The sequence below is a fragment of the Martinezella lusitana genome, from assembly GCF_900094565.1.
Lineage (GTDB): Bacteria > Pseudomonadota > Alphaproteobacteria > Rhizobiales > Rhizobiaceae > Rhizobium > Rhizobium lusitanum.
This window is the reverse complement of record NZ_FMAF01000016.1, coordinates 120,765-141,238: the sequence shown is the minus strand read 5'-3', so window position 1 is coordinate 141,238 and position 20,474 is coordinate 120,765. Positions and strand designations below refer to the sequence as shown.

Below are 20,474 nucleotides of genomic sequence, written 5' to 3'. Positions count from 1 at the left end.
GACCATTACGCTCCCGACGTTGTTGCCGGTGCCGGCTTCAAGTCTGGCGCATGGGGCTTCAAGGTCGTTGGCGGCTATGACTCGATCGTCGAAGAAGGCGCCATCAAGGCTCGTGTCGATGCTGACTTCGGTGTCTTCTCGGCCTTCTTGATGGGCGGCTGGAACACCGACGGCGACAAGCTGAACAAGTACGCTGGTGCGAACGGTGCTGGCGATGCTTCCGGTATCGGCTGGGGTGACTGGGCTCTTTGGGGCGGCGCAAGCGTTCCGATCAACGAAAAGCTGAAGTGGAACTTCCAGGTCGCCTACACCGACTCGAAGATCTTCTCTGCAACCACGAACCTCAAGTTCAAGCCGGTCAAGAACCTGCTCATCGAGCCGGAAGTTACCTACACCAACTGGGATTCGATCAACGAAGACCAGTGGGCTGGTATCCTCCGCTTCGAGCGCAGCTTCTGATCTGACTTCGACCTCCGATCAGAAAAGGGAGAAGGTTCGGTTTCCCTCCGAGCCTTCTTTCTATTTATGAGGGTCATCAACAGCACTTGCTCAAAGAGAAGCCATCCATCTCCATGCAAGCAGCATGGGTGCACGGATCGGTGCGCGTCGGCAATTCGGTCCATGATGAGTATCGTCAGGCTGCGTCCGCTCTGCAGCGAACGGCTTTGTGAACCGAATACTCTTCAAGGTGATATGCGAATCTTTGAATGTGCTGCGCCGTAGACGCCAGCAACAAATACCGTGTTAGATCCCCGGCATGCTGAAGCGAGCCAATCGCTGTTCGAGCATTTCAAACAGATCGTCGCAGCGTGCATTTGTGATAATCTTGCAGTTGGCCCGACGCTTCTCGTCTGTATCCGTCATCTCAGTCCAGCCACACGGGCAACCATCGAGAATGCGGTGTTTTGCGTCAATGTCCTGCGCGCGGACAAGTCACATATCCCCGACAGCTTTGCCGGCAACCTATAGCTCGTGCTGAAATCTCCGCCACATGGAGCGCTGTGGCCGCAGCGCCGCCTTCTGGCGCAAAATAGGTTGGCTTTGTCGTTTCGCACCTGTAAAACACAGCGCGTATCATCGTTGCCCGATCGATGGCGCCAGGCGGTGGCGAACAGAACACGTTGGAAATATCCGCATCGAAGGTCTTCTCCATTCTGTGATCGCTCCGAAACGCAAATCCACCGCTCGGAAATAGCCCGAAAAACTAGAATGACTTTCGCGAATTGCAGGGAAATCCGGCTCTAGCGCGCAGAGCCTCTAACAGCGCACAATCCCCCTCGCTACGAAGCGTTTACAAGCGCTTGTCGCGCCGGCATCCGGAGGAGATGCAGGCCAGCTTCATGACATGCACTGGCGTTGGGAACGCTTAGGGAGGAACTATGTTTGAACGACTTTTCAAATTGAGTGAGCACGGCACGTCCGTCCGCACCGAACTCATCGCAGGCGTGACGACGTTCTTGACGATGTCCTACATCATCTTCGTCAACCCGGATATCCTGTCGACCACGGGCATGGACCGCAATGCCATTTTTGTCGCCACCTGTCTTGCCGCGGCATTGGGTTCCATCGTCATGGGACTTGTCGCCAATTGGCCGATAGGGTTGGCGCCGGGCATGGGGCTCAATGCCTTCTTTGCCTTCACCGTCGTCGCAGCGCTCGGCTTTACCTGGCAACAGGCGCTCGGCGCGGTCTTCATCTCAGGCGGGATCTTCGTCCTTCTGACAGTCACCGGCGTACGCAGCTGGCTGATAGCGGGCATCCCGCGCTCGCTCAGAAGCGCTATCGCCGCCGGTATCGGCCTTTTTCTGGCTATCATTGCCCTCAAGGGTGCCGGCATCGTCGTCGCCAACAAGGCGACGCTCATCGGTCTCGGAGACCTGAAGCAGACCGGGCCCCTTCTCGCAATCTTCGGCTTCTTCGTCATCGCCGTTCTCGATGCGATGAAAGTAAGGGGTTCGATCCTGATCGGCATTCTTGCTGTCACCGTCCTCTCCTGGATCTTCGGCGTCAGCCAGTTCCACGGCATCGTTTCGATGCCTCCCTCGATCATGCCGACCTTTATGCAGCTCGACATCGTAGGAGCTCTCCATGGAGGCCTGATCCACATCATCCTCGTCTTCGTGCTCGTTGAGGTCTTCGACGCGACCGGGACGCTGATCGGCGTCGCCAAGCGGGCGAAACTGATCGAGGAAGGCAAGCCGAACCGCTTGAGCCGGGCTCTGCTCGCCGACAGCGCGGCTATTGTCGCCGGCTCATTGATGGGCACCAGCAGCACGACCGCTTATGTCGAAAGTGCTTCGGGCGTTCAGGCGGGAGGTCGCACAGGCCTGACGGCGGTGACAATTGCCGTGCTCTTTGTCGCGGCCCTGTTCTTTTCCCCGCTCGCCGCCTCTGTTCCCGCCTATGCGACGGCGCCGGCCCTGCTCTACGTCGCCGGCCTGATGATGCGTGAGCTGACGGAAATCGAATGGGATGATCTGACTGAAGCTGCACCCGCGGCACTCACGGCGCTGGCGATGCCGTTTACCTACTCGATCGCCAATGGCCTTGCTTTCGGGTTCATCAGCTACGTCGTCCTGAAGGTTTGCACCGGCCGATGGAACACGCTTCATCTGGCGACACAGATCGTTGCGGCCTTGTTCATCGTGCGCTTCGCCTTCTTCGCAGACTAACAGTTGCACTCTTCAAGGAGCCGGGTCATCCGATCGGACGCCCCGGCTCCTGAGCCTGTTTGCAGGCCGTTTCTATTTGAATCCGGAATTATCGACTGGCCGGCAAGCCGTGGATTTTATTGGCGGCAAGTTCCCGAAGGACGGGGAGCGGAGCAAAGCACGCGCGATCATCCCGTGGCACATTGGATGCGAAATTAAAGATGCTTGTGAATCAAAGAAGGGGGGCCACGGCCGTGGCGGCCCTTCTTCTTGTCCCAACTCACCCTTGTCTGATCAGCGGATCAGGAACGGTTCCTTGAAGAAATGCTCTTCCAGGTTTACGCCCTCGCCGGCGCGGTCGACGACGGCGAAGTCGGAGACACCGTCGAGAGGGGTGAGGATACCGTGCCAGACATTGCGCCCGATATTGACGCCCTGCCCGGGCTTCGTCCGGAAAGCGAGCGGCTCACCCGGCCCATTGGCTGTTTCCTGCGCGACGACAACCAGGAACGGGTTATCCGTCAACGGGATGAAGGCCTGACTACCGAAGGGGTGCCGCTCAACCATCCGCAGTTCCAGCGGCAGCATGTAAGGCTCGCCCCGGAGCAGACTGATCATCGCAGGTGCCTTCTCGCCTGTTGTCTCGATCTTCGCGAGGTCATGGTATCGGACGCATTTCCCGGCATTGATGGGATAGTTATATGCCCCTTCCATTTCGATCACCTCGCCGAAGGGGAAGAAGGCGACGCTCGTCAACGGCTGTATCTCGATCACTTTCATTCACGCTCTCCTCACTTCTGTTCTTTCTGGGCAGCGCCAGCGTTTCACGCAGCAGTCCGCTGGCCGAGCGGGTGCGATGCCTGTGCGTCTCGGAACATGGCGTCGAGCCGCAGAAGCGCGATCCGCTCCACTTGGCGGCAGGCGGCGGCGAATTCGGCGTCACGGTCGTTCTCGATCCGGGTCTCGAACGCGGCGAGGATCCCGGATTTCGTATGGTCGCGCACGGCGATGATGAATGGGAAACCGAATTTTGTGACGTAGCGATTGTTGAGGTCGGTCAAACGTGCGTGTTCTTCTGTCGTCAGCGCATCGAGGCCGGCGGAGGCCTGTTCTTCCGTCGAGCTCGCCGTCAGGCGCTTGGCCTGCGCCAGCTTGCCGGCAAGATCCGGGTGGGCGGTGAGCACGCCAAACCGCTCCTCGTCGCTCGCTGCGCGGAACTGGAAGGCGAGAGCAGCGTGGAGGCCGATTGCGGTATCGTTGGCTGGCGAGAGTTCGCCGGCGAAGGCGCGCTGCGCAATCCAGGGCGAATGTTCGAAGATGCCGCCGAAGCGCTCGACAAACTCGGCCTCTGGCATCTGCGAGGGCCGCTCCGTGGCCGGCTTCGGTGGATGGGTCTTTGCCCAATGTTCGGCGATGTCGATGCGCCGCGCGATCCAGACCTTCTCGTGGCTCTGAACATAGTCGATGAAGCGGGCGAGCGCCATGACGCGGCCGGGCCGGCCGATCAGTCGGCAATGCAGGCCGATGCTCATCATCTTCGGGCTGCCGGCGGCGCCTTCCGCATAGAGCGCATCGAAGGAATCCTTCAGGTAGCTGAAGAACTGGTCACCGCTGTTGAAGCCCTGCGGCGTCGCAAAACGCATGTCGTTGGCGTCGAGCGTGTAGGGGATGATGAGCTGCTGGTGACCGCCATGCTCATACCAATAGGGCAAGTCGTCGGCATAGGTGTCGGAGATGTAGTCGAAACCGCCGAATTCCGTCACCAGATCGACGGTGTTTGCCGAACAACGGCCGGTGTACCAGCCACGCGGCCGCTCGCCGGTGACCAATGTGTGCAGGCGCATCGCCTCGGCGATTGCCGCGTGCTCCACGCCCGGAGCCATGTCCTTGTGCTCCACCCATTTCAGACCGTGCGAGGCGATTTCCCAGCCGGCCTCCAGCATGGCGGCGACTTGCGCCGGCGAGCGCTGCAGTGCGGTTGCGACGCCGTAAACGGTGACGGGCAGCTGCTTCTCGGTAAAAAGCCGGTGGAGGCGCCAGAAGCCGGCACGGGCGCCATATTCATAGACCGATTCCATATTCCAGTGGCGCTGGCTCGGCCATTGGGAGGCGCCGACGATTTCCGAAAGAAAGGCTTCTGATGCGGCATCGCCATGCAGCACGCAGTTCTCGCCGCCCTCTTCGTAATTCAGGACGAATTGTACGGCGATGCGCGCATCATTAGGCCACTCAGCCGCCGGCGGCGTCTGGCCATATCCGTGCATGTCACGGCAATATCGCATGGAACACTCCTCCAAATGTCTTCGATGGCAAATTTCTAACCACAAATCGCGCGCGCTATTCCCCCTGGAAATTTTGAAAGTCTCGAACGATCCCGCCGCTTTTCAGGGGAATAAGCCTGAGGGATAGTGGCGACAGAAGCGCTACGTTCGGGAGAAAACATGCAATCTCATTCGCGAGGAGCCGGCCGGCTCACGACCCACGTGCTGGATACGGCGCTCGGCAAGCCGGCTCAGGGCCTGCGCGTCGATCTCTACCGGATCGAAGGCGATACGCATCACCACGTCAAATCAACCAGGACCAACGGCGACGGCCGCTGTGATGCACCGCTGCTATCGGCCGAAACCATGAAGGCCGGCGCCTACGAACTGCGTTTCCATGCCGGTGACTATTTCGGCCGCACATCCGAGGGCCCGATGTTTCTCGATATCATCCCGATCCGGTTCGGCCTTGCGGATGAAAGCGCGCACTACCACGTGCCGCTGCTCCTCTCGCCCTACAGCTATTCCACCTACCGTGGGAGTTAAATGATGGCGCCCGTCACGATCCGCTCCGAACTGCGTTTCATCCTCAACGGCCAGGATATTACGCTCCGCGACGTCACGCCGAACCAGACGCTGCTCGACTGGCTGCGGCTTTCCCGGTCGCTCAAGGGCACCAAGGAGGGCTGTGCCGAGGGCGACTGTGGCGCCTGCACGGTGCTTGTGGGGCGGCTCACGCCGGCGGGTGACCTCGTCTATGAGGGCGTCAATGCCTGCATACGCTTCCTTGGTTCGCTGGATGGTTGCCATGTGGTGACCGTCGAGCATCTCACAGGCCGCGACGGAAAGCTGCATCCGGTTCAGGAGGCCATGGTCGACTGTCATGGCTCGCAATGCGGCTTCTGCACACCAGGTTTTGTCATGTCGCTCTACGGCCTCTGGATGCAGACGCCGAACCCGACGGACCAGCAGATCGAAATCGCGCTTCAGGGCAATCTTTGTCGCTGCACCGGTTATGAGCCGATCCTGCGCGCAGCGCGCGCAATTTTCAGCTATGGCGGGACGACGAAGGATCCTCTGCTCGTCGAACGGGAAGCGATGACCGCCCGCCTGCGGGCTTTGCACGATGGCGCGCGGGTCGAGATCGGCGACGACCGCAGCCAGCTGGTCGTGCCGGCGAACCTTGACGATTTCGCAGCTGTTCTCGAGGTGTCGCCGACCGCCACCGTGATCGCGGGCTCCACCGATGTCGGCCTCTGGGTCACCAAGCATATGCGCGACATCTCGCCGGCGGTCTTCATTGCCGGGCTCGACGAGTTGAAGTCCATCGCCGTGAACGATGGCATCGTCTCCATCGGTGCCGGCGTTACCTACTCGGAAGCGATCGCAACCCTTTCGCGGCACATCCCGGCACTCGGCTCACTGATCACTCGTATCGGCGGCCAGCAGGTGCGCAACATGGGAACGATCGGCGGCAACATCGCCAATGGCTCGCCGATCGGTGATACGCCGCCACCCCTGATCGCGCTCGGGGCTTCGCTCACCTTGCGCAAGGGTGCTGTCAGGCGCATCGTCGCGCTCGAAGACTTCTTCATCACCTATGGCAAGCAGGATCGGCAGCCGGGCGAATTCGTGGAAGCCGTGCGTGTGCCTATTCCTGCTGCATCGGAAAAATTTGCCATCTACAAGGTGACCAAGCGCCGGGACGAGGACATCACCGCAACGCTCGGCGCCTTCCGCCTGACACTTGCCGACGACGACACAGTCACGGAGATCCGCATCGCCTATGGCGGCATGGCCGGAACACCGAGACGGGCCTTTGCCGTCGAAAAGGCGCTGCTTGGCCAGCCCTGGAACGAATCCACGGTGGAACGAGCGATGGAAAGATACGCCGAGGACTACACGCCGCTCAGCGACATGCGGGCCACCGCGGAATACCGCGCGCTCGCGGCAAGGAACCTTCTTCTCCGGTTCTACCTGGAGACGACGACAGGCGCGACACCGGTTCAGGTGTCCAGATACGAGGCTGCATAGGCCATGAACAAGCACACGTCCGGCCTCAAGGCAGAAACCATTATCGGCGGCGTCCATACCAGCCCTCGCCACGACTCCGCCCACAAGCACGTCGCCGGCACGGCCGTCTATATCGACGATATCCCGGAGCCAACAGGCACGTTGCATGCCGGCCTCGGCCTGTCGACCGTAGCGCACGGTATTCTGAAATCGGTCGATCTGTCTGCCGTGCGCGCCGCCCCTGGCGTCGTCACTGTCCTGACCCACGAGGATGTTCCCGGCGTCAATGATATCTCGCCTTCCAACATGCATGACGACCCGGTGCTTGCTGCCGGCAAGGTCGAATTCCATGGCCAGCCGATCTTCTGCGTCATTGCCGAGACACGGGAGCAGGCCCGCCGCGCGGCGCGGTTGGCGAAGATCGAATATGACGAATTGCCAGCCGATATCGACATATGGGATCTCGACGTTTCCACCCACCGGCAGGTCGTCACGCCGCTGACGCTGAAGAGGGGCGATGCAGCAGCCGAGCTTGAGCGCGCGCCACGCCGCGTCAAAGGCCGCATGCGGCTCGGCGGTCAGGATCATTTCTATCTCGAAGGGCAGGTCTCGCTCGCAGTGCCCGGTGAGGACGATGAGGTCATCGTCTATTGCTCGACCCAGGGGCCGAGCGAGACGCAGCACATGGTCGCCCATGCGCTCGGTGTGCCGAGCAATGCCGTGACGATCGAGATACGCCGCATGGGTGGCGGCTTCGGCGGCAAGGAAACGCAGGCGAACCAGTGCGCGGCAATCGCTGCCATCGCCGCCAAGAAGCTGAACCGCGCCGTCAAAGTCCGGCTCGACCGCGATGAGGACATGACCGCCACCGGCAAGCGGCATGACTTTGCCATCGACTACGATGTCGGCTTCGACGACGACGGCCGCATCCTTGCCATCGACTATACATTCGCGCTTCGGGCCGGCTTTTCCGCCGACCTCTCCGGCCCCGTCGGCGACCGCGCGCTGTTCCATTGCGACAACGCCTATTTCCTCCCGCATGTTCATGCGAAATCGGCCCCGCTCTATACCAACACCGTCTCCAACACGGCCTTTCGCGGTTTCGGCGGCCCGCAGGGCATGGTGGGCGCCGAGCGCGTCATCGACGAGGTAGCCTTCGCCGTCGGCAAGGATCCGCTCGATATCCGCAAGCTGAATTTTTACGACGCCATGGGCGTCGAGGGCGAGCGCAACCTCACGCCCTATCACCAGAAGGTGGAGGACTGCATCATCCAGCGCATCGTCGCGGAGCTGGAGGAGAGTGCCGATTATGCCGGCCGCCGCAAGGCCATCGCAAAATTCAATGCGAAGAGCCGCATCGTCAAGCGCGGCCTTGCGCTGACGCCGGTGAAATTCGGCATCTCCTTCACCAAGACCGAGTCGAACCAGGCCGGCGCTCTGGTTCATGTCTATAGCGACGGTTCCGTGCACATGAACCATGGCGGCACCGAGATGGGGCAAGGCCTGCATCTGAAGGTGGCGCAGGTGGTGGCCGAGGAATTCCAGATTGATCTCGACCGGGTGAAGATCACCGCCACGACGACCGCCAAGGTGCCCAATACCTCGCCGACGGCCGCCTCTTCCGGCGCGGACCTCAATGGCATGGCGGCGCAGAACGCCGCGCGCCAGATCAAGGACCGGTTGATCGCCTTCGCGGCTGAAAGCCATCAGGTGGCCCGCGATCAGGTGATCTTCCTGCCCAATCGGGTGCGCATCGGTGATATCGAGATAGCCTTCGACGATCTCGTCAAGAAGGCCTATATGGCACGCGTCCAGCTTTCGGCGGCGGGCTTCTACAAAACGCCGAAAATCCATTGGGACCGCTCCAAGGGCCGCGGCCACGCCTTCTATTACTACGCCTATGGCGCCGCATGCTCGGAGGTATCCATCGATACGCTGACCGGGGAGTACGTGGTCGAGCGGACGGATATTCTGCACGATACAGGCCGTTCGTTGAACAAGGCCATCGATATCGGACAAATCGAGGGCGGCTTCATCCAGGGCATGGGTTGGCTGACGACGGAGGAATTGTTCTGGGACAATAAGGGGCGGCTGCGCACCCACGCACCCTCCACCTATAAAATCCCGCTTGCATCCGACCGACCGAAGATTTTCAATGTAGCGCTGACCGACTGGTCCGAAGCCTATGAACCGACGATCCATCGTTCCAAGGCGGTCGGCGAGCCGCCTTTGCCGCTCGGCCTTGCAGTTTTGCATGCCTTGTCGGATGCTGTAGCCAGCGTCGCCGACCACAAGATCTGTCCGCGCCTCGATGCGCCGGCAACACCGGAGCGGGTGCTGATGGCGATCGAACGTCTCAGGTCGGCAAAGAAGGAGTGAGGTCATGCCCGCCGCGTGCGAAGACATCCGGGATTTCCTGCGCCGCGAACCGGCGTCGATCCTGGTCGAGGTGACCGGTGTCGCAGGCTCCGCGCCGCGCGATACCGACGCCTGGATGCTGGTGTCGGAACAGGCGATTTTTGCAACGATCGGCGGCGGGCAGCTCGAATATATGGCGATCGACCAGGCGCGTAGGGCATTGCGCTCCGGCATTGCGGCGGAGCCGATGAACGTGCCGCTCGGCCCGGAGATCGGCCAGTGCTGCGGCGGTCGGGTAGGACTTGCGTTCACCGCGCTCAATGCGGAACTTGCAGACCATCTCATTGCCCGCAGCGAGGGGGAAATGGCGGCGCGGCCGCATGTCTATGTTTTCGGAGCCGGCCATGTCGGCGACGCGCTCGTCATGGCGCTTTCGCTGGCACCGCTGCGTGTCGTGCTGGTGGATACGCGAGAGGACGAACTCACCGCCTGCATCGTGCCCCATATCGAGACCTGCCTGACGGCCATGCCCGAGGCTGTGGTGCGTGATGCGCCGGCCGGCAGCAGCTTCGTGATCCTCACCCACGACCATGCGCTTGATTTCCTCATTGCGGCCGAAGCGCTCAAGCATCGGGATGCTGCCTATGTCGGTATGATCGGTTCCAAGACGAAGCGAGCCACGTTCCGCAACTGGCTGTCGCGAGAAACCGGCCTCCCGGATCTCTTCGATCGACTTGTCTGCCCGATCGGTGGCACGGCGCTGAAGGACAAACGTCCTGCCGTCATCGCCACGCTCGCCGCTGCGGAAATCATGACGGCGGCGCTCAGCTGGAAAGCAAGCCAGATCAAGCCCGTCTCGGTGGTCAGCCGCTAGAGGCGGCGGCCGCAGGCTCGTCCTGGAGCAGCTTGCCGATCAGCCGCTGACAGCGCTCCGCCATGAAGTCGATCATCAGCCGAACCTTCGGATCCTGGAAACGCTTGTGCGGATAGATCGCGGCGAGCTGCACGGGGGCCGGCGGACTGTCCTTCAAGATCTCCACCAGCCGGCCTTCCCTAAGATGGGCCTTCACCTCGAACAGCGGCTTGTTGATGATGCCGCGACCTTCCAAAGCCCATTGGGTGAGCACGTCGCCGTCGTCGCTGTCATACGGGCCGGCGACCTCGAATTTGCGCGGGCCATCCGCCGTTACCAGCGTCCAGAAATACTCCTTGGATCCCGGATAGCGCAGCAGAAGACAGTCATGCTTATCGGCAATCAGCGCATCCGCGTTCGCCGGTACCCCGCGCCCTGCCAGATAGTCTGGTGAGGCGCAGAGCACGCGCTCGCAATTAAGTATGCCGCGCATTCGCAGGTTCGAGTCCTCCAGCACACCGAGCTTGAAAGCCACGTCGACGCCCTCGGCGAGGATATCGACATTGTGGTCGGACAAGCGGACGCGCACTTCGATATCCGGATATTTGTCGTGGAACTCCGGAATGCCGGAGGCGATCAGCCGGCGGCCGATGCCGAGCGGCGCGGTAATCCGGAGCGAACCCTTCGGATTGCGCGAGAGGTCGGCGATCGCCCCTTCGGCCTCGTTCACCGCCTCAATGATCTTCACAGCGCCGTCGTAGAAGACGCGGCCGTGTTCGGTCGGCGAGAGTTTCCTGGTCGTGCGGTTGAAGAGCCGTACGCCGAGATGGCGCTCGAGTTCCTTGATGCGATTGCTCGCCACCGCAGGGGTGACGCGTTGATCGCGCCCCGCCGCCGAAAGGGTTCCGAGTTCGACCACACGAACGAAGACACGCACATTATCGAGATAGGACATGGTTCCTTTTACCACATTGGCGTGCGGATCAAAGCAGGGGTCATCTTATAGATTTTTTTGAAAGTGTTGCGGATTCACCGGGATTTCCTAGAAAATCATGCGATGGCAAACAGTCCCGTGAAGATCGGGAGGACTTTCCCTTGTATGAATACGCTATCGCCTGGGACTGGATAACATTTGCCGTCCGCTGGTTGCACGTGATCACGGCTATCGCCTGGATCGGCTCGTCATTTTATTTCGTGGCGCTGGACCTGGGCTTGAAGAAACATGCCGCATTGCCTCAAGGGGCGTATGGCGAGGAGTGGCAGGTTCATGGCGGGGGCTTCTACCATATCCAGAAGTACCTGGTGGCGCCGGCCAACATGCCGGACCATCTTGTCTGGTTCAAATGGGAGAGCTACGTCACCTGGCTCTCCGGCTTCGGCATGCTCTGTCTCGTCTACTACGCCGGTGCCGACCTCTACATGATCGATCCGGCCGTGCTCGATGTGTCAAAGCCCGTGGCGATCGCCATTTCGCTGGGTACGATCGCGGGCGGCTGGATCATGTACGATCTGATCTGCAAGTCGCCCTTCGGCAATGACAATACCCGGCTGATGGTGGCGCTGTATTTCATCCTGGTCGCGGTCGCCTGGGGTTATACGCATCTGTTCACGGGCCGGGCCGCCTTCCTGCATCTCGGCGCCTTCACGGCGACGATCATGTCGGCCAACGTGTTCTTCATCATCATCCCGAACCAGAAGATCGTCGTCGCCGACCTCCTTGCCGGCCGCACGCCCGATGCGAAATACGGCAGGATCGCCAAGCAGCGCTCGACACACAACAACTACCTGACACTGCCGGTGCTGTTCCTGATGCTGTCGAACCACTATCCGCTGGCTTTCGGCACCCAGTTCAACTGGATCATCGCCTCGCTGGTCTTCCTGATGGGCGTCACGATCCGCCATTATTTCAATACCCGCCATGCCAATGCAGGCAACCCGACCTGGACCTGGCTCGTCACCGTCGTTCTTTTCATCATCATCATGTGGCTTTCGACGGTGCCGAAGCTGCTGACCGGTGAAGCAGCGGACGCCAAGATCTCGGCTATCCAGCAGCCTTTCATCACGATGCAGGCCTTCCCGAAGGTACGCGATACGGTGATGGGACGCTGCTCGATGTGCCATGCCAAGGAACCCAGCTGGGAAGGTATCATCGCCCCTCCCAGGGGCGTGGTGTTCGAGACGGATCGCGATATCGCCGCCCATGCCCGCGAGATCTATCTGCAGGCCGGCCGCAGCCACGCCATGCCACCGGCCAACGCCTCGCATATAACCGACGAGGAGCGCCGCCTGCTCGTCTCCTGGTATGAAAGCGCCATTAGTGGAGAGAAAGCCCAATGAACGAATTGCTGATCCGCGGCCGTGTGCTGACCTTCGTCGCCGAGCCGCAAGGCATCGATGACACCGCCTCCTATCGCTATCTCGAAGATGGCGCGGTTTTCGTGCGTAACGGCAAGATCGTCGAGACCGGGAGCTATGGCGATATCCGCAAGCTGGCGGGTGCCAATGTTGAGGTTGTCGATCATCGGCCGAACCTCATCCTCCCCGGCTTTATCGATACGCACCTGCATTTCCCGCAGACGCAGGCGATCGCTTCCTACGGCGCGCAGCTGCTCGAATGGCTGAACACCTATATTTTCGTCGAGGAACAGAAGTTCGCACGCGCCGCCCATGCGGCTGAAGTGGCCGATCGCTTCATGGACGAGCTGTTGTCGAACGGCACGACGACCGCGGTTGCCTATTGCTCGGTGCATCCTGAAAGCGTCGACGCTTATTTCGTCGCGGCCGAGGCGCGCGGCATGCGCATGATCGGCGGCAAGGTCATGATGGATCGCAATGCTCCGGAAGCGTTGCGCGACACGCCACAGCAAGGATATGACGAAACCAACCGACTCATTGAGAAATGGCATGGCCGCGGTCGCGCGCATTATGCGATCAGCCCGCGCTTTGCCATCACCTCCACGCCCGAGCAGATGGAAATGAGTCAGGCTCTCGTCGCCGAACACCCGACCTGTTACGTCCAGACGCACCTCTCCGAAAATCGCGACGAGGTTGCCTTTGCCACATCCCTCTATCCCGAGGCGAAGGACTACACGGATATCTACGCCCGCTACGACCTGCTCAATGAGCGTATGCTGCTCGGTCATTCCATTCATCTGAGCGATCGCGAGGTTTCCGTATTTGCCGAAACTGGCGCTGTCGGCGTCTTCTGCCCGACGTCAAACCTTTTCCTGGGTTCGGGACTGTTCGACGCCGCCAGGTTCGACAAGTTTGGTGCGCGCTGGTCGGTTGCCACCGATGTCGGCGGCGGCACCAGCTTCTCCATGCTGGAAACGATGGATGAGGCCTACAAGGTACTGCACCTGCAGGGCCAACGGCTGACGCCGTTCAACTCCTTCTATCGCATGACGCGCGGCAATGCCCTGGCGCTCGGATTGGAGCATCAGATCGGTTCGCTCCAGGCAGGCGCGGATGCCGACATCGTCGTGCTCGATTCCGGCGCCAAATCGGCGATGGAGTTCCGCATGCGCACAGCGACGTCGCTCGCCGAAGAGCTCTTTATTCTTCAGACCATGGGCGACGACCGTTGCATCGCCGAAGTCTATGTTGCCGGCAAGGCGATGAAGACGAAGGATAGAAAGCGTCAAGCAACAGCACCTCAGTCACTGCAAATTGCCTGATCAACCGACGGCGCGCGCATCGTCCGCGCCGCCATCTCCGGCGTAGGGGACGGCGGCGAAACCGGAAGGTCTAACGAGACTGACAAACTCATCGTCTTCAAAAGACGAATTCACCGTCCCCCTAGTTCGTGCGCCCGATGTATTGCGCCATGTCGAGCATCCGGTTCGAGAAGCCCCATTCATTGTCGTACCAGCCGAACACCCTGAGAAGGCCGCCGGCGCCAAGCGAAATCTCCGGTCCACTCAAAACAAGAGATTCAGGACGACCGCGCAGATCCACCGAGACCAGCGGCTTCTCGATCCAACCCAACACCGGCGATCCATCGGCTGCTTGTTTCAGTTTCGTACGCATGGTGTCGAGGTCAGAAACATGCCGAACCGCGACGGTGAGATCGATCGCCGAAACGCTGGCCGTCGGCACCCGAAGGGCGCGCGCCTCGATCAGGCCGGCAAGATGCGGAAGGACTTCCCCGACGATCGCATGGGCGCTCGTGGTCGTCGGCACCATCGAAAGCGCGGCGGCACGGCTTCGGGCTAGATCGGAGCGCGGTTGATCTATCGTCGGCTGGCTTGCGGTGTAGCAATGAATGGTGGTCATCTGGCCGCCGATGATGCCGAACTCTTGATCAACAATGCGCAAAAGCGGCGCAAGCGCATTTGTGGTGCATGAGGCGTTTGAAACCACGGTCTGGCCGCGGAAGGCTTCCTCATTGGCACCCAGCACCAATGTTGCATCGGCAGCGGCAGACGGACCGGAAATCAGCACCTTCTTTGCGCCGGCATCTATGCCTCGTTGAGCCACCGCTCGGGAATTGGCATGGCCGGTGCATTCCAGGAGAACGTCGACGCCGTGAAGGTCGAGCTTGCTGATATCAGGAACATTGTGAAACGGTATCGACACCTTGCCGACGACGAGCGTCCGCTCGCCAGTCGAGACGGCCTCCGGCCAGGGACCATAAATACTGTCATATTCGAAGAGGTAGGCACATGTCTCCAAAGCGGCGATGTCGTTGATCAGCACGACTTCCATATCAGGACGATCGCGCAGGAGGAGACGCAGGACCGAACGCCCGATCCTTCCAAACCCGTTAATTGCAATCTTCAACGGCCGGTTCGACATACGACTTACACCCTTAATCGACAATGCCGGAGGCCTGCAGTGTCGCGGTTGAATTGGCTATCGCCGTGGCGTCGCGGATGTCGATGCCACCGTCCTCCCTATCCTCCTCCCTTTAGATGCGCCGGCCCTAGAAGTCGACCTCGATTGCCACGCCTTTTGCCAGAGCGAGCTCGACGGCAGCCGAGGCGACGGCAAGATCCTGAAGGCCAACCCCCGTACCGTCGAAGAGCGTGATCTGGTCTGCGGAGGTGCGTCCGGGGTGGGTTCCGTTGATCACGGCGCCAATCTCGACGATGGCCTCTTCACGGATCAGTCCCCTTTCGATCGCATGCTGGGATTCGCCGATGGTAACGGCCTGTGCGACTTCATCGGTGAAGACGGCTGCCGCAGCGAGGATTTCGGCTTCGACCTCCTGCTTACCCTTCGTATCGGTCCCCATGCAGGCGAGATGTGTGCCAGCTCGAACCTGCGATGCCTTGAGCATCGGCGCAAAAGACGAGGTGATCGAGATGATGACATCCGCTTCTGCCCCCAGCCGATCAAGATCGACTGCCTCGAAGGGAAGGCCCTCCTCCTTGGCAACCTCCTCCAGACGGCTCAGCATATCCGGATGCAGATTCCAGCCGACGATCCTTTCGAATGGGCGCTGCGCAAGGGCTGCGCGCAATTGAAACGTCGCCTGGTGACCGGCACCGATCATGCCGAGGACCTTCGCGTCTTTACGGGCAAGATATTTTATCGAGATGGCAGAGGCCGCCGCCGTCCGCAGCGCAGTCAACAGATTGCCGCCGACGACGGCGCGGCATTTGCCGGTATCCGGATCGAACAGGAACACGGTCGACTGATGGTTGGTGAGGCCCTTGTGGACATTGTTCGGCCAGAACCCACCGGCCTTGAGACCGAGCGCCAGGCCCTTGCGATCGAAACCCGACTTGAAGCCGTAGAGGGCATCGGCATGCCCGATCGCCTCGCGGACGACAGGGAAATTGTGGGCCGATTTATCCGCCATCGAGGCAAACACCCCCTCGACCGCCCTGAAGCAATCGGCAGGCGTCACCAATCCGGCAATTTCAGTCTCAGGAACGATGATCATTCTGGCTTCCGCTAGCTTTTCAATGGGGGCCGGACCCCCCTGTTTCGTCAGTAGGCCTTGCCGCGGGCGGACACGGGCCAGAGCGTTTCGACCTTGCCGTTGCGCACGCCGACATACCAATCATGGACATTGCAGGTCGGATCGCAATGACCGGGGACCAGACGCAGCTTTTCGTTTATCTTGAGGACGCCGCTCGGGTCTTCGATAACGCCATGCTCGTCCGAGCATTTGATATATTTCACGTCATCGCGGCCATAGATAAAGGGCAATCCGGAGTCGACCGATTGCGCCTTGAGGCCGGCATCGCAGATTGCCTTGTCCGCCTTTGCGTGGCTCATGATGCTGGTCAGGATGAACAGCGCATTCTCCCATTCCCCCTGATCGATCCGCTTGCCGTCTTTGTCACGGATGCGGCCGTAATCCGCGTCCATGAACGCATAGCTGCCGCACTGCAGCTCGTTGTAGACGCCCGAATTGCTCTCGAAATAATAGCTGCCCGTGCCGCCGCCGCTGACCAGCTCGGGGTCGAGACCTTCGGCCTTGAGCGCGTCGACGGCATCCTTGACCTGGGCTATCGCCGCATCGAGCTTGGCCTTGCGGTCTTCATACTTGTCGATGTGCTGCATGGCGCCCTGATAGGCCTGGATGCCTGTGAACTTGAGGCCGGGGGCCGCATGGATGGCATTGGCAAGCTCGACGACGGCCGAGGTCGTCGTGACGCCGCACCGTCCGGCGCCGCAATCAATCTCGATGAAGCATTCCAGCGTCGTGCCGTATTTCTGCGCTGCCCTGGAGAGCTCATCGACATTGGCCAGGTCGTCGACGCAGACGATGATCCGCGCGCCACGCTGCGGCAGCAGTGCCAGGCGATCGATCTTTGCCGGATCGCGAACCTGGTTCGAGACCAGCACATCCTTGATCCCACCGCGAACGAAGACTTCCGCTTCGGAAACCTTCTGGCAGCAGACGCCGACAGCACCGCCCAGTTCCTGCTGGAGCCTCAGAACATCGACAGACTTGTGCATCTTGCCATGCGCGCGGTGGCGCATGTTGTGGGCTTTTGCATAGTCGCCCATCTTGCGGATGTTGCGCTCGAGCGCATCGAGATCCAGGATCAGGCAGGGCGTCTGGATGTCATCGGCGCTCATTCCGGGAAGAGCCGGTACGTCGTAGCCGACTTCCATGCCGGCAAATTTCGGTTCCATGTTCATTGCTTCTGCTCCCTATTGCCAAGGCAATTTATCGAGGTCGACGTTGCCGCCGGTGATGATGATGCCGACGCGTTTTCCGGCAAAGACGTGCGTGTTCTTCAGGATGGTCGCCAGAGGCACGGCGCTGGAAGGCTCCATGACGATCTTCATCCGCTTCCAGATGAGCTTCATTGCATCGACGATATCTTCCTCGGAAGCCGTCAGGATATCCGTGACGTGGTTTCTGACGAAATGCCAGGTCAGCTCCTTCAGCGGCACCTTGAGACCATCGGCCACGGTGTTCGGCGCGTCGTCTGCGATGATGTGGCCGGCTTTGAAACTGCGGTAGGCATCATCAGCCTGCTCCGGCTCTGCTGCGTAGATCTTGATGCGGGGCGCAAGATTGGAGAGAGTGAGGCAGGTTCCCGAGACCATTCCGCCCCCGCCGATCGGGGCGATGACGACATCGAGCCCGTCAACCTGTTCGATCAGTTCTTTCGAGCAGGTCGCCTGTCCCGCGATGACTCGCGGATCGTTGTAGGGATGCACGAACTCCGCTCCCGTTTCAGCCACGACTTCGGCGAAAACGGCCTCGCGCGATGAGGTCGAAGGTTCGCACTCGACGACCTTGCCGCCATATCCCCGGACGGCATCCTTCTTTGCCTGCGGCGCGGTGCGCGGCATGACGACCGTGCACGGAATTCCGCGACGGCCGGCCGCATAGGAAAGGCATGTCCCGTGGTTGCCGGACGAATGCGTGGCAACGCCCCTGGCGGCCTGTTCGTCGCTGAGGCCAAAAACAGCGTTCGACGCGCCGCGTGCCTTGAAGGCTCCCGCTTTCTGGAAATTCTCGCATTTGAAGAACAGTTCGGCTCCGGCCAGCGAGTTGATGAAGCTGGACGTCAGAACCGGGGTTCGATGAATGTAAGGCCTGATCCGCTCATCCGCGGCAGTCATGTCGGCAAGTGTTGGGATATACATGGTTCCGGCTCCTCAGGCAGCGGCCCGGACCTTGGACGTGCGGCCGTCGCGATAATAGTCCTGCGCAGCGGCAACACCCGAGCCGAGCTTGATGTCGAGGCCGAGATCGACCATGACCATTTCAGCCGTCGCAATGCCCGACAGCGCCATGACATCGGTGAGACTGCCGAGATGGCCGACGCGGAAGACCTTGCCGGCAACCTCGCCGAGGCCAACCCCGAAGGCGACATCATATGTCTTGGCGGCGTGCGCCACGATCGACGTCGCATCGAAGCCCTCAGGCGTGCGGATTGCGCTGACCGTGTCCGAGTAGAGGTCTTCGCTCATGGCACAGAGCTCCAGCCCCCATGCCCGGACGGCCGCACGAATGCCCGAGGCGATGCGCCGATGGCGGGCGAAGACATTCTCCAGGCCTTCCGCCAGCAATAGTTCCGTCGACAGCTTGAGCCCGTTTAGCAGCCCGACGGCCGGCGTGTAGGGATAGGCATTGTTTGCGTAGCTCCTGGCCATGTCTCCGATGTCGAAGAATGTCCGCGGAAGCTTGGCCGTTTCGACCGCCGCCAGCGCCTTCGGCGAAAAGGCCGTGATCGCGAGGCCTGCAGGCAGCATGAAGCCCTTCTGCGAGCCCGTGACGGCGATGTCGACCAACCATTCGTCCATGCGGAAATCCATCGAAGCGATGGAGCTGACGCCATCGACAAACAACAAAGCCGGATGACGCGCCGCGTCGATCGCCCGCCGAACGGCGGCGATATCGGATTTAACGCCGGTTGCCGTCTCGTTATGAGTGACGAGAACCGCCTTGATCTCATGCGCGGTATCGGCCGCGAGGATCTCCTCGTAGCGGGCGGCTGGAGCGCCGCCACCCCATGCGGCTTCGATGATGTCGACTTTCAGCCCGTGCCGCTGGCACATATCGATCCAGCGCTGGCTGAACATGCCATAGCGCGCGGCAAGGACACGGTCGCCGGGGCTGAGCGTGTTTGTAATCGCCGTCTCCCATCCGCCGGTTCCCGTGGACGGAAATACATAGACGGAGGCGGCTTCGGTTTTCAGGATCTTCTTCACACCCGCAAGCGCCGGACGAAGGATTTGTCCGAACAAGGGCGAGCGATGGTCGAGCGTCGGCATGTCCGCAGCCTTGCGAAGGATCTCAGGCATGTTGGTCGGGCCCGGAATGAAGACGGGATTTTGCATATACATTTGGGCGTCCTCCTGTTGTGGGAGAATTGATAGCACGCCGGAAATAGGAGATAAATTTTTTTGAAATGATTTTTCAAAATCGTTATTATTGTTATAATATGCAATATAATCAATTGATTGGTATTTTCCATGGTATAAATGTATTTTTCAAGTCAGAATTTTTTATCGACTGAACGCCATTGGAGACGACGGCTGATGCCTCAAAAACCGCGCCGAAGAGGCCGCCCCAAGGCCTTCAACGGCCCTCAGACACAAAACACGATCCAGGCGCTCGATCGGGCACTGGATGTCCTCGATGCTCTCGCGACGCCGGAAGGCAAGACATTGTCGGAACTGGCCGGCCAGCTCGGGCAATCGGCAGCAACCATGCACCGCGTGTTGGCGACGCTTGAGCGCCGCGAGTTCGTCGAGATCAGTCCCGATCGCCAGGTTTGGCACATCGGTCCCGAGGCCTATCGGCTTGGCGCAGCTTTCCTCCGTCGCTCCAACGTCGTCGAGCGGAGCCGCCCCATCATGCGCGAACTCATGCTCGAAACCGGAGAGACATCCAATCTCGGCATCGAGAAGGACGGCAACGTCCTGTTCATCAGCCAGGTCGAGACTCATGAGTCGATCCGTGCCTTTTTCCCACCCGGAACACTATCGCCACTGCATGCCTCCGGCATCGGCAAGGCGCTTCTCAGCACATATGACGAAGACCGGCTTTCAGCGCTCTTCCGGAAGAAAGAATTCGAGCGATTTACGGAAAACACCGTGCGTTCCTTCGAGCAATTGCGCGAGGAACTGCAGAAGACGCGGGAGAGAGGCTATTCGTTCGACGACGAGGAACGCACGAAGGGGATGCGATGCGTCGCGGCGCCCATCCTGAACGTGCACGGCGAGGCGGTGGCAGGCATTTCCGTTTCCGGACCAATACATCGTCTTCCGGACGCTGATATCCACCAGCTCGGCGAGCGGGTGAGAAGCGCGGCGAGAATGGTGTCCCGTCGCCTCGGCGCACCGTAATCGAGGTTTAGGCCCGGCCCGTTACCCAGCCGACCTCGACTTAAGTATGATTCTGCTCAGCGGCTTCCC

The 20,474-nt window shown here is 60.6% G+C and carries 17 protein-coding genes; 9 read left to right on the top strand and 8 right to left on the bottom strand.

Features of this window, described 5'->3' with window-relative positions; translation table 11 throughout:
- Positions 1–459 (top strand): porin (locus tag GA0061101_RS25615; protein WP_208865031.1); only part of this gene is annotated, 459 nt, incomplete at its 5' end.
- A 920-nt stretch (positions 460–1,379) separates the two neighbouring features.
- Positions 1,380–2,672 (top strand): NCS2 family permease, encoded by a 1,293-nt coding sequence (locus GA0061101_RS25610; protein ID WP_037197015.1) that lies wholly within the window; start codon positions 1,380–1,382, stop codon positions 2,670–2,672.
- A 273-nt stretch (positions 2,673–2,945) separates the two neighbouring features.
- Here the strand turns inward: GA0061101_RS25610 and GA0061101_RS25605 are convergent, their stop codons facing one another.
- Both GA0061101_RS25605 and puuE read right to left on the bottom strand, forming a co-directional pair.
- Positions 2,946–3,431: an ureidoglycolate lyase gene (locus tag GA0061101_RS25605; protein ID WP_092575566.1), complete on the bottom strand. Its 486-nt coding sequence runs from the start codon at positions 3,429–3,431 to the stop codon at positions 2,946–2,948.
- Positions 3,432–3,475: 44 nt separating this feature from the next.
- A complete protein-coding gene (puuE, locus tag GA0061101_RS25600; RefSeq protein WP_092575562.1) occupies positions 3,476–4,933 on the bottom strand; it encodes an allantoinase PuuE in 1,458 nt (485 codons plus the stop codon).
- A gap of 159 nt (positions 4,934–5,092) precedes the next feature.
- On the opposite strand from puuE, the gene uraH reads away from it, so the two are divergent.
- From uraH to xdhC, 4 genes are read left to right on the top strand one after another with little or no spacing between them, the layout of a single operon-like run.
- On the top strand, positions 5,093–5,458 hold the full coding sequence (uraH, locus tag GA0061101_RS25595) for a hydroxyisourate hydrolase (RefSeq protein ID WP_092575559.1): 366 nt from the start codon (positions 5,093–5,095) through the stop codon (positions 5,456–5,458).
- A gap of 3 nt (positions 5,459–5,461) precedes the next feature.
- Positions 5,462–6,946, top strand: a complete 1,485-nt coding sequence (gene xdhA / locus GA0061101_RS25590) for a xanthine dehydrogenase small subunit (RefSeq protein ID WP_092575586.1) — start codon at positions 5,462–5,464, stop codon at positions 6,944–6,946.
- 3 nt (positions 6,947–6,949) lie between these two features.
- Positions 6,950–9,304, top strand: a complete 2,355-nt coding sequence (gene xdhB / locus GA0061101_RS25585) for a xanthine dehydrogenase molybdopterin binding subunit (protein ID WP_092575556.1) — start codon at positions 6,950–6,952, stop codon at positions 9,302–9,304.
- Positions 9,305–9,308: 4 nt separating this feature from the next.
- On the top strand, positions 9,309–10,157 hold the full coding sequence (gene xdhC, locus GA0061101_RS25580; protein ID WP_092575553.1) for a xanthine dehydrogenase accessory protein XdhC: 849 nt from the start codon (positions 9,309–9,311) through the stop codon (positions 10,155–10,157).
- Here the strand turns inward: xdhC and GA0061101_RS25575 are convergent.
- A complete protein-coding gene (locus GA0061101_RS25575) occupies positions 10,147–11,091 on the bottom strand; it encodes a LysR family transcriptional regulator (RefSeq protein WP_037197021.1) in 945 nt (314 codons plus the stop codon). The two genes, xdhC and GA0061101_RS25575, sit on opposite strands and share 11 nt — an antisense overlap.
- A 140-nt stretch (positions 11,092–11,231) precedes the next feature.
- Between GA0061101_RS25575 and GA0061101_RS25570 the strand changes: the two genes are divergently transcribed.
- On the top strand, positions 11,232–12,473 hold the full coding sequence (locus GA0061101_RS25570) for a urate hydroxylase PuuD (protein WP_092575550.1): 1,242 nt from the start codon (positions 11,232–11,234) through the stop codon (positions 12,471–12,473).
- Entirely contained in the window at positions 12,470–13,813 is a 1,344-nt protein-coding gene (gene guaD / locus GA0061101_RS25565; protein WP_037197023.1) for a guanine deaminase, read from the top strand. The genes GA0061101_RS25570 and guaD overlap by 4 nt, the downstream gene beginning before the upstream one ends.
- Before the next feature lie 121 nt (positions 13,814–13,934).
- On the opposite strand, the gene GA0061101_RS25560 is transcribed toward guaD, so the two are convergent.
- The 5 genes from GA0061101_RS25560 to bhcA form a co-directional block, all read right to left on the bottom strand.
- Positions 13,935–14,918, bottom strand: coding sequence for a type I glyceraldehyde-3-phosphate dehydrogenase (locus GA0061101_RS25560; protein ID WP_244655273.1), 984 nt, complete (start codon positions 14,916–14,918; stop codon positions 13,935–13,937).
- 142 nt (positions 14,919–15,060) lie between these two features.
- Positions 15,061–16,026: an iminosuccinate reductase BhcD gene (gene bhcD / locus GA0061101_RS25555; RefSeq protein WP_037197027.1), complete on the bottom strand. Its 966-nt coding sequence runs from the start codon at positions 16,024–16,026 to the stop codon at positions 15,061–15,063.
- Positions 16,027–16,073: 47 nt separating this feature from the next.
- Complete coding sequence (bhcC, locus tag GA0061101_RS25550; protein WP_037197028.1) at positions 16,074–17,237, bottom strand: 3-hydroxy-D-aspartate aldolase BhcC; 1,164 nt, start codon at positions 17,235–17,237, stop codon at positions 16,074–16,076.
- Positions 17,238–17,249: 12 nt separating this feature from the next.
- Complete coding sequence (gene bhcB / locus GA0061101_RS25545) at positions 17,250–18,197, bottom strand: beta-hydroxyaspartate dehydratase BhcB (RefSeq protein WP_037197030.1); 948 nt, start codon at positions 18,195–18,197, stop codon at positions 17,250–17,252.
- Positions 18,198–18,209: 12 nt separating this feature from the next.
- Positions 18,210–19,400, bottom strand: a complete 1,191-nt coding sequence (gene bhcA / locus GA0061101_RS25540) for an L-aspartate--glyoxylate aminotransferase BhcA (protein ID WP_037197032.1) — start codon at positions 19,398–19,400, stop codon at positions 18,210–18,212.
- A 195-nt stretch (positions 19,401–19,595) separates the two neighbouring features.
- On the opposite strand from bhcA, the gene bhcR reads away from it, so the two are divergent.
- Positions 19,596–20,405: an HTH-type transcriptional regulator BhcR gene (gene bhcR / locus GA0061101_RS25535; RefSeq protein ID WP_037197034.1), complete on the top strand. Its 810-nt coding sequence runs from the start codon at positions 19,596–19,598 to the stop codon at positions 20,403–20,405.
- Positions 20,406–20,474: the final 69 nt, after the last annotated feature.

What these genes read in the sequence shown, in the direction of transcription:
- xdhC (WP_092575553.1), top strand. Translation starts at nt 9,309, where the DNA reads ATGCCCGCCGCGTGCGAAGACATCCGGGATTTCCTGCGCCGCGAACCG.
- bhcD (WP_037197027.1), bottom strand. Translation starts at nt 16,026, where the DNA reads ATGATCATCGTTCCTGAGACTGAAATTGCCGGATTGGTGACGCCTGCC.
- guaD (WP_037197023.1), top strand. Translation starts at nt 12,470, where the DNA reads ATGAACGAATTGCTGATCCGCGGCCGTGTGCTGACCTTCGTCGCCGAG.
- bhcB (WP_037197030.1), bottom strand. Translation starts at nt 18,197, where the DNA reads ATGTATATCCCAACACTTGCCGACATGACTGCCGCGGATGAGCGGATC.
- GA0061101_RS25610 (WP_037197015.1), top strand. Translation starts at nt 1,380, where the DNA reads ATGTTTGAACGACTTTTCAAATTGAGTGAGCACGGCACGTCCGTCCGC.
- bhcR (WP_037197034.1), top strand. Translation starts at nt 19,596, where the DNA reads ATGCCTCAAAAACCGCGCCGAAGAGGCCGCCCCAAGGCCTTCAACGGC.
- GA0061101_RS25575 (WP_037197021.1), bottom strand. Translation starts at nt 11,091, where the DNA reads ATGTCCTATCTCGATAATGTGCGTGTCTTCGTTCGTGTGGTCGAACTC.
- xdhB (WP_092575556.1), top strand. Translation starts at nt 6,950, where the DNA reads ATGAACAAGCACACGTCCGGCCTCAAGGCAGAAACCATTATCGGCGGC.
- bhcA (WP_037197032.1), bottom strand. Translation starts at nt 19,400, where the DNA reads ATGTATATGCAAAATCCCGTCTTCATTCCGGGCCCGACCAACATGCCT.
- puuE (WP_092575562.1), bottom strand. Translation starts at nt 4,933, where the DNA reads ATGCGATATTGCCGTGACATGCACGGATATGGCCAGACGCCGCCGGCG.
- xdhA (WP_092575586.1), top strand. Translation starts at nt 5,462, where the DNA reads ATGGCGCCCGTCACGATCCGCTCCGAACTGCGTTTCATCCTCAACGGC.
- bhcC (WP_037197028.1), bottom strand. Translation starts at nt 17,237, where the DNA reads ATGAACATGGAACCGAAATTTGCCGGCATGGAAGTCGGCTACGACGTA.
- uraH (WP_092575559.1), top strand. Translation starts at nt 5,093, where the DNA reads ATGCAATCTCATTCGCGAGGAGCCGGCCGGCTCACGACCCACGTGCTG.
- GA0061101_RS25605 (WP_092575566.1), bottom strand. Translation starts at nt 3,431, where the DNA reads ATGAAAGTGATCGAGATACAGCCGTTGACGAGCGTCGCCTTCTTCCCC.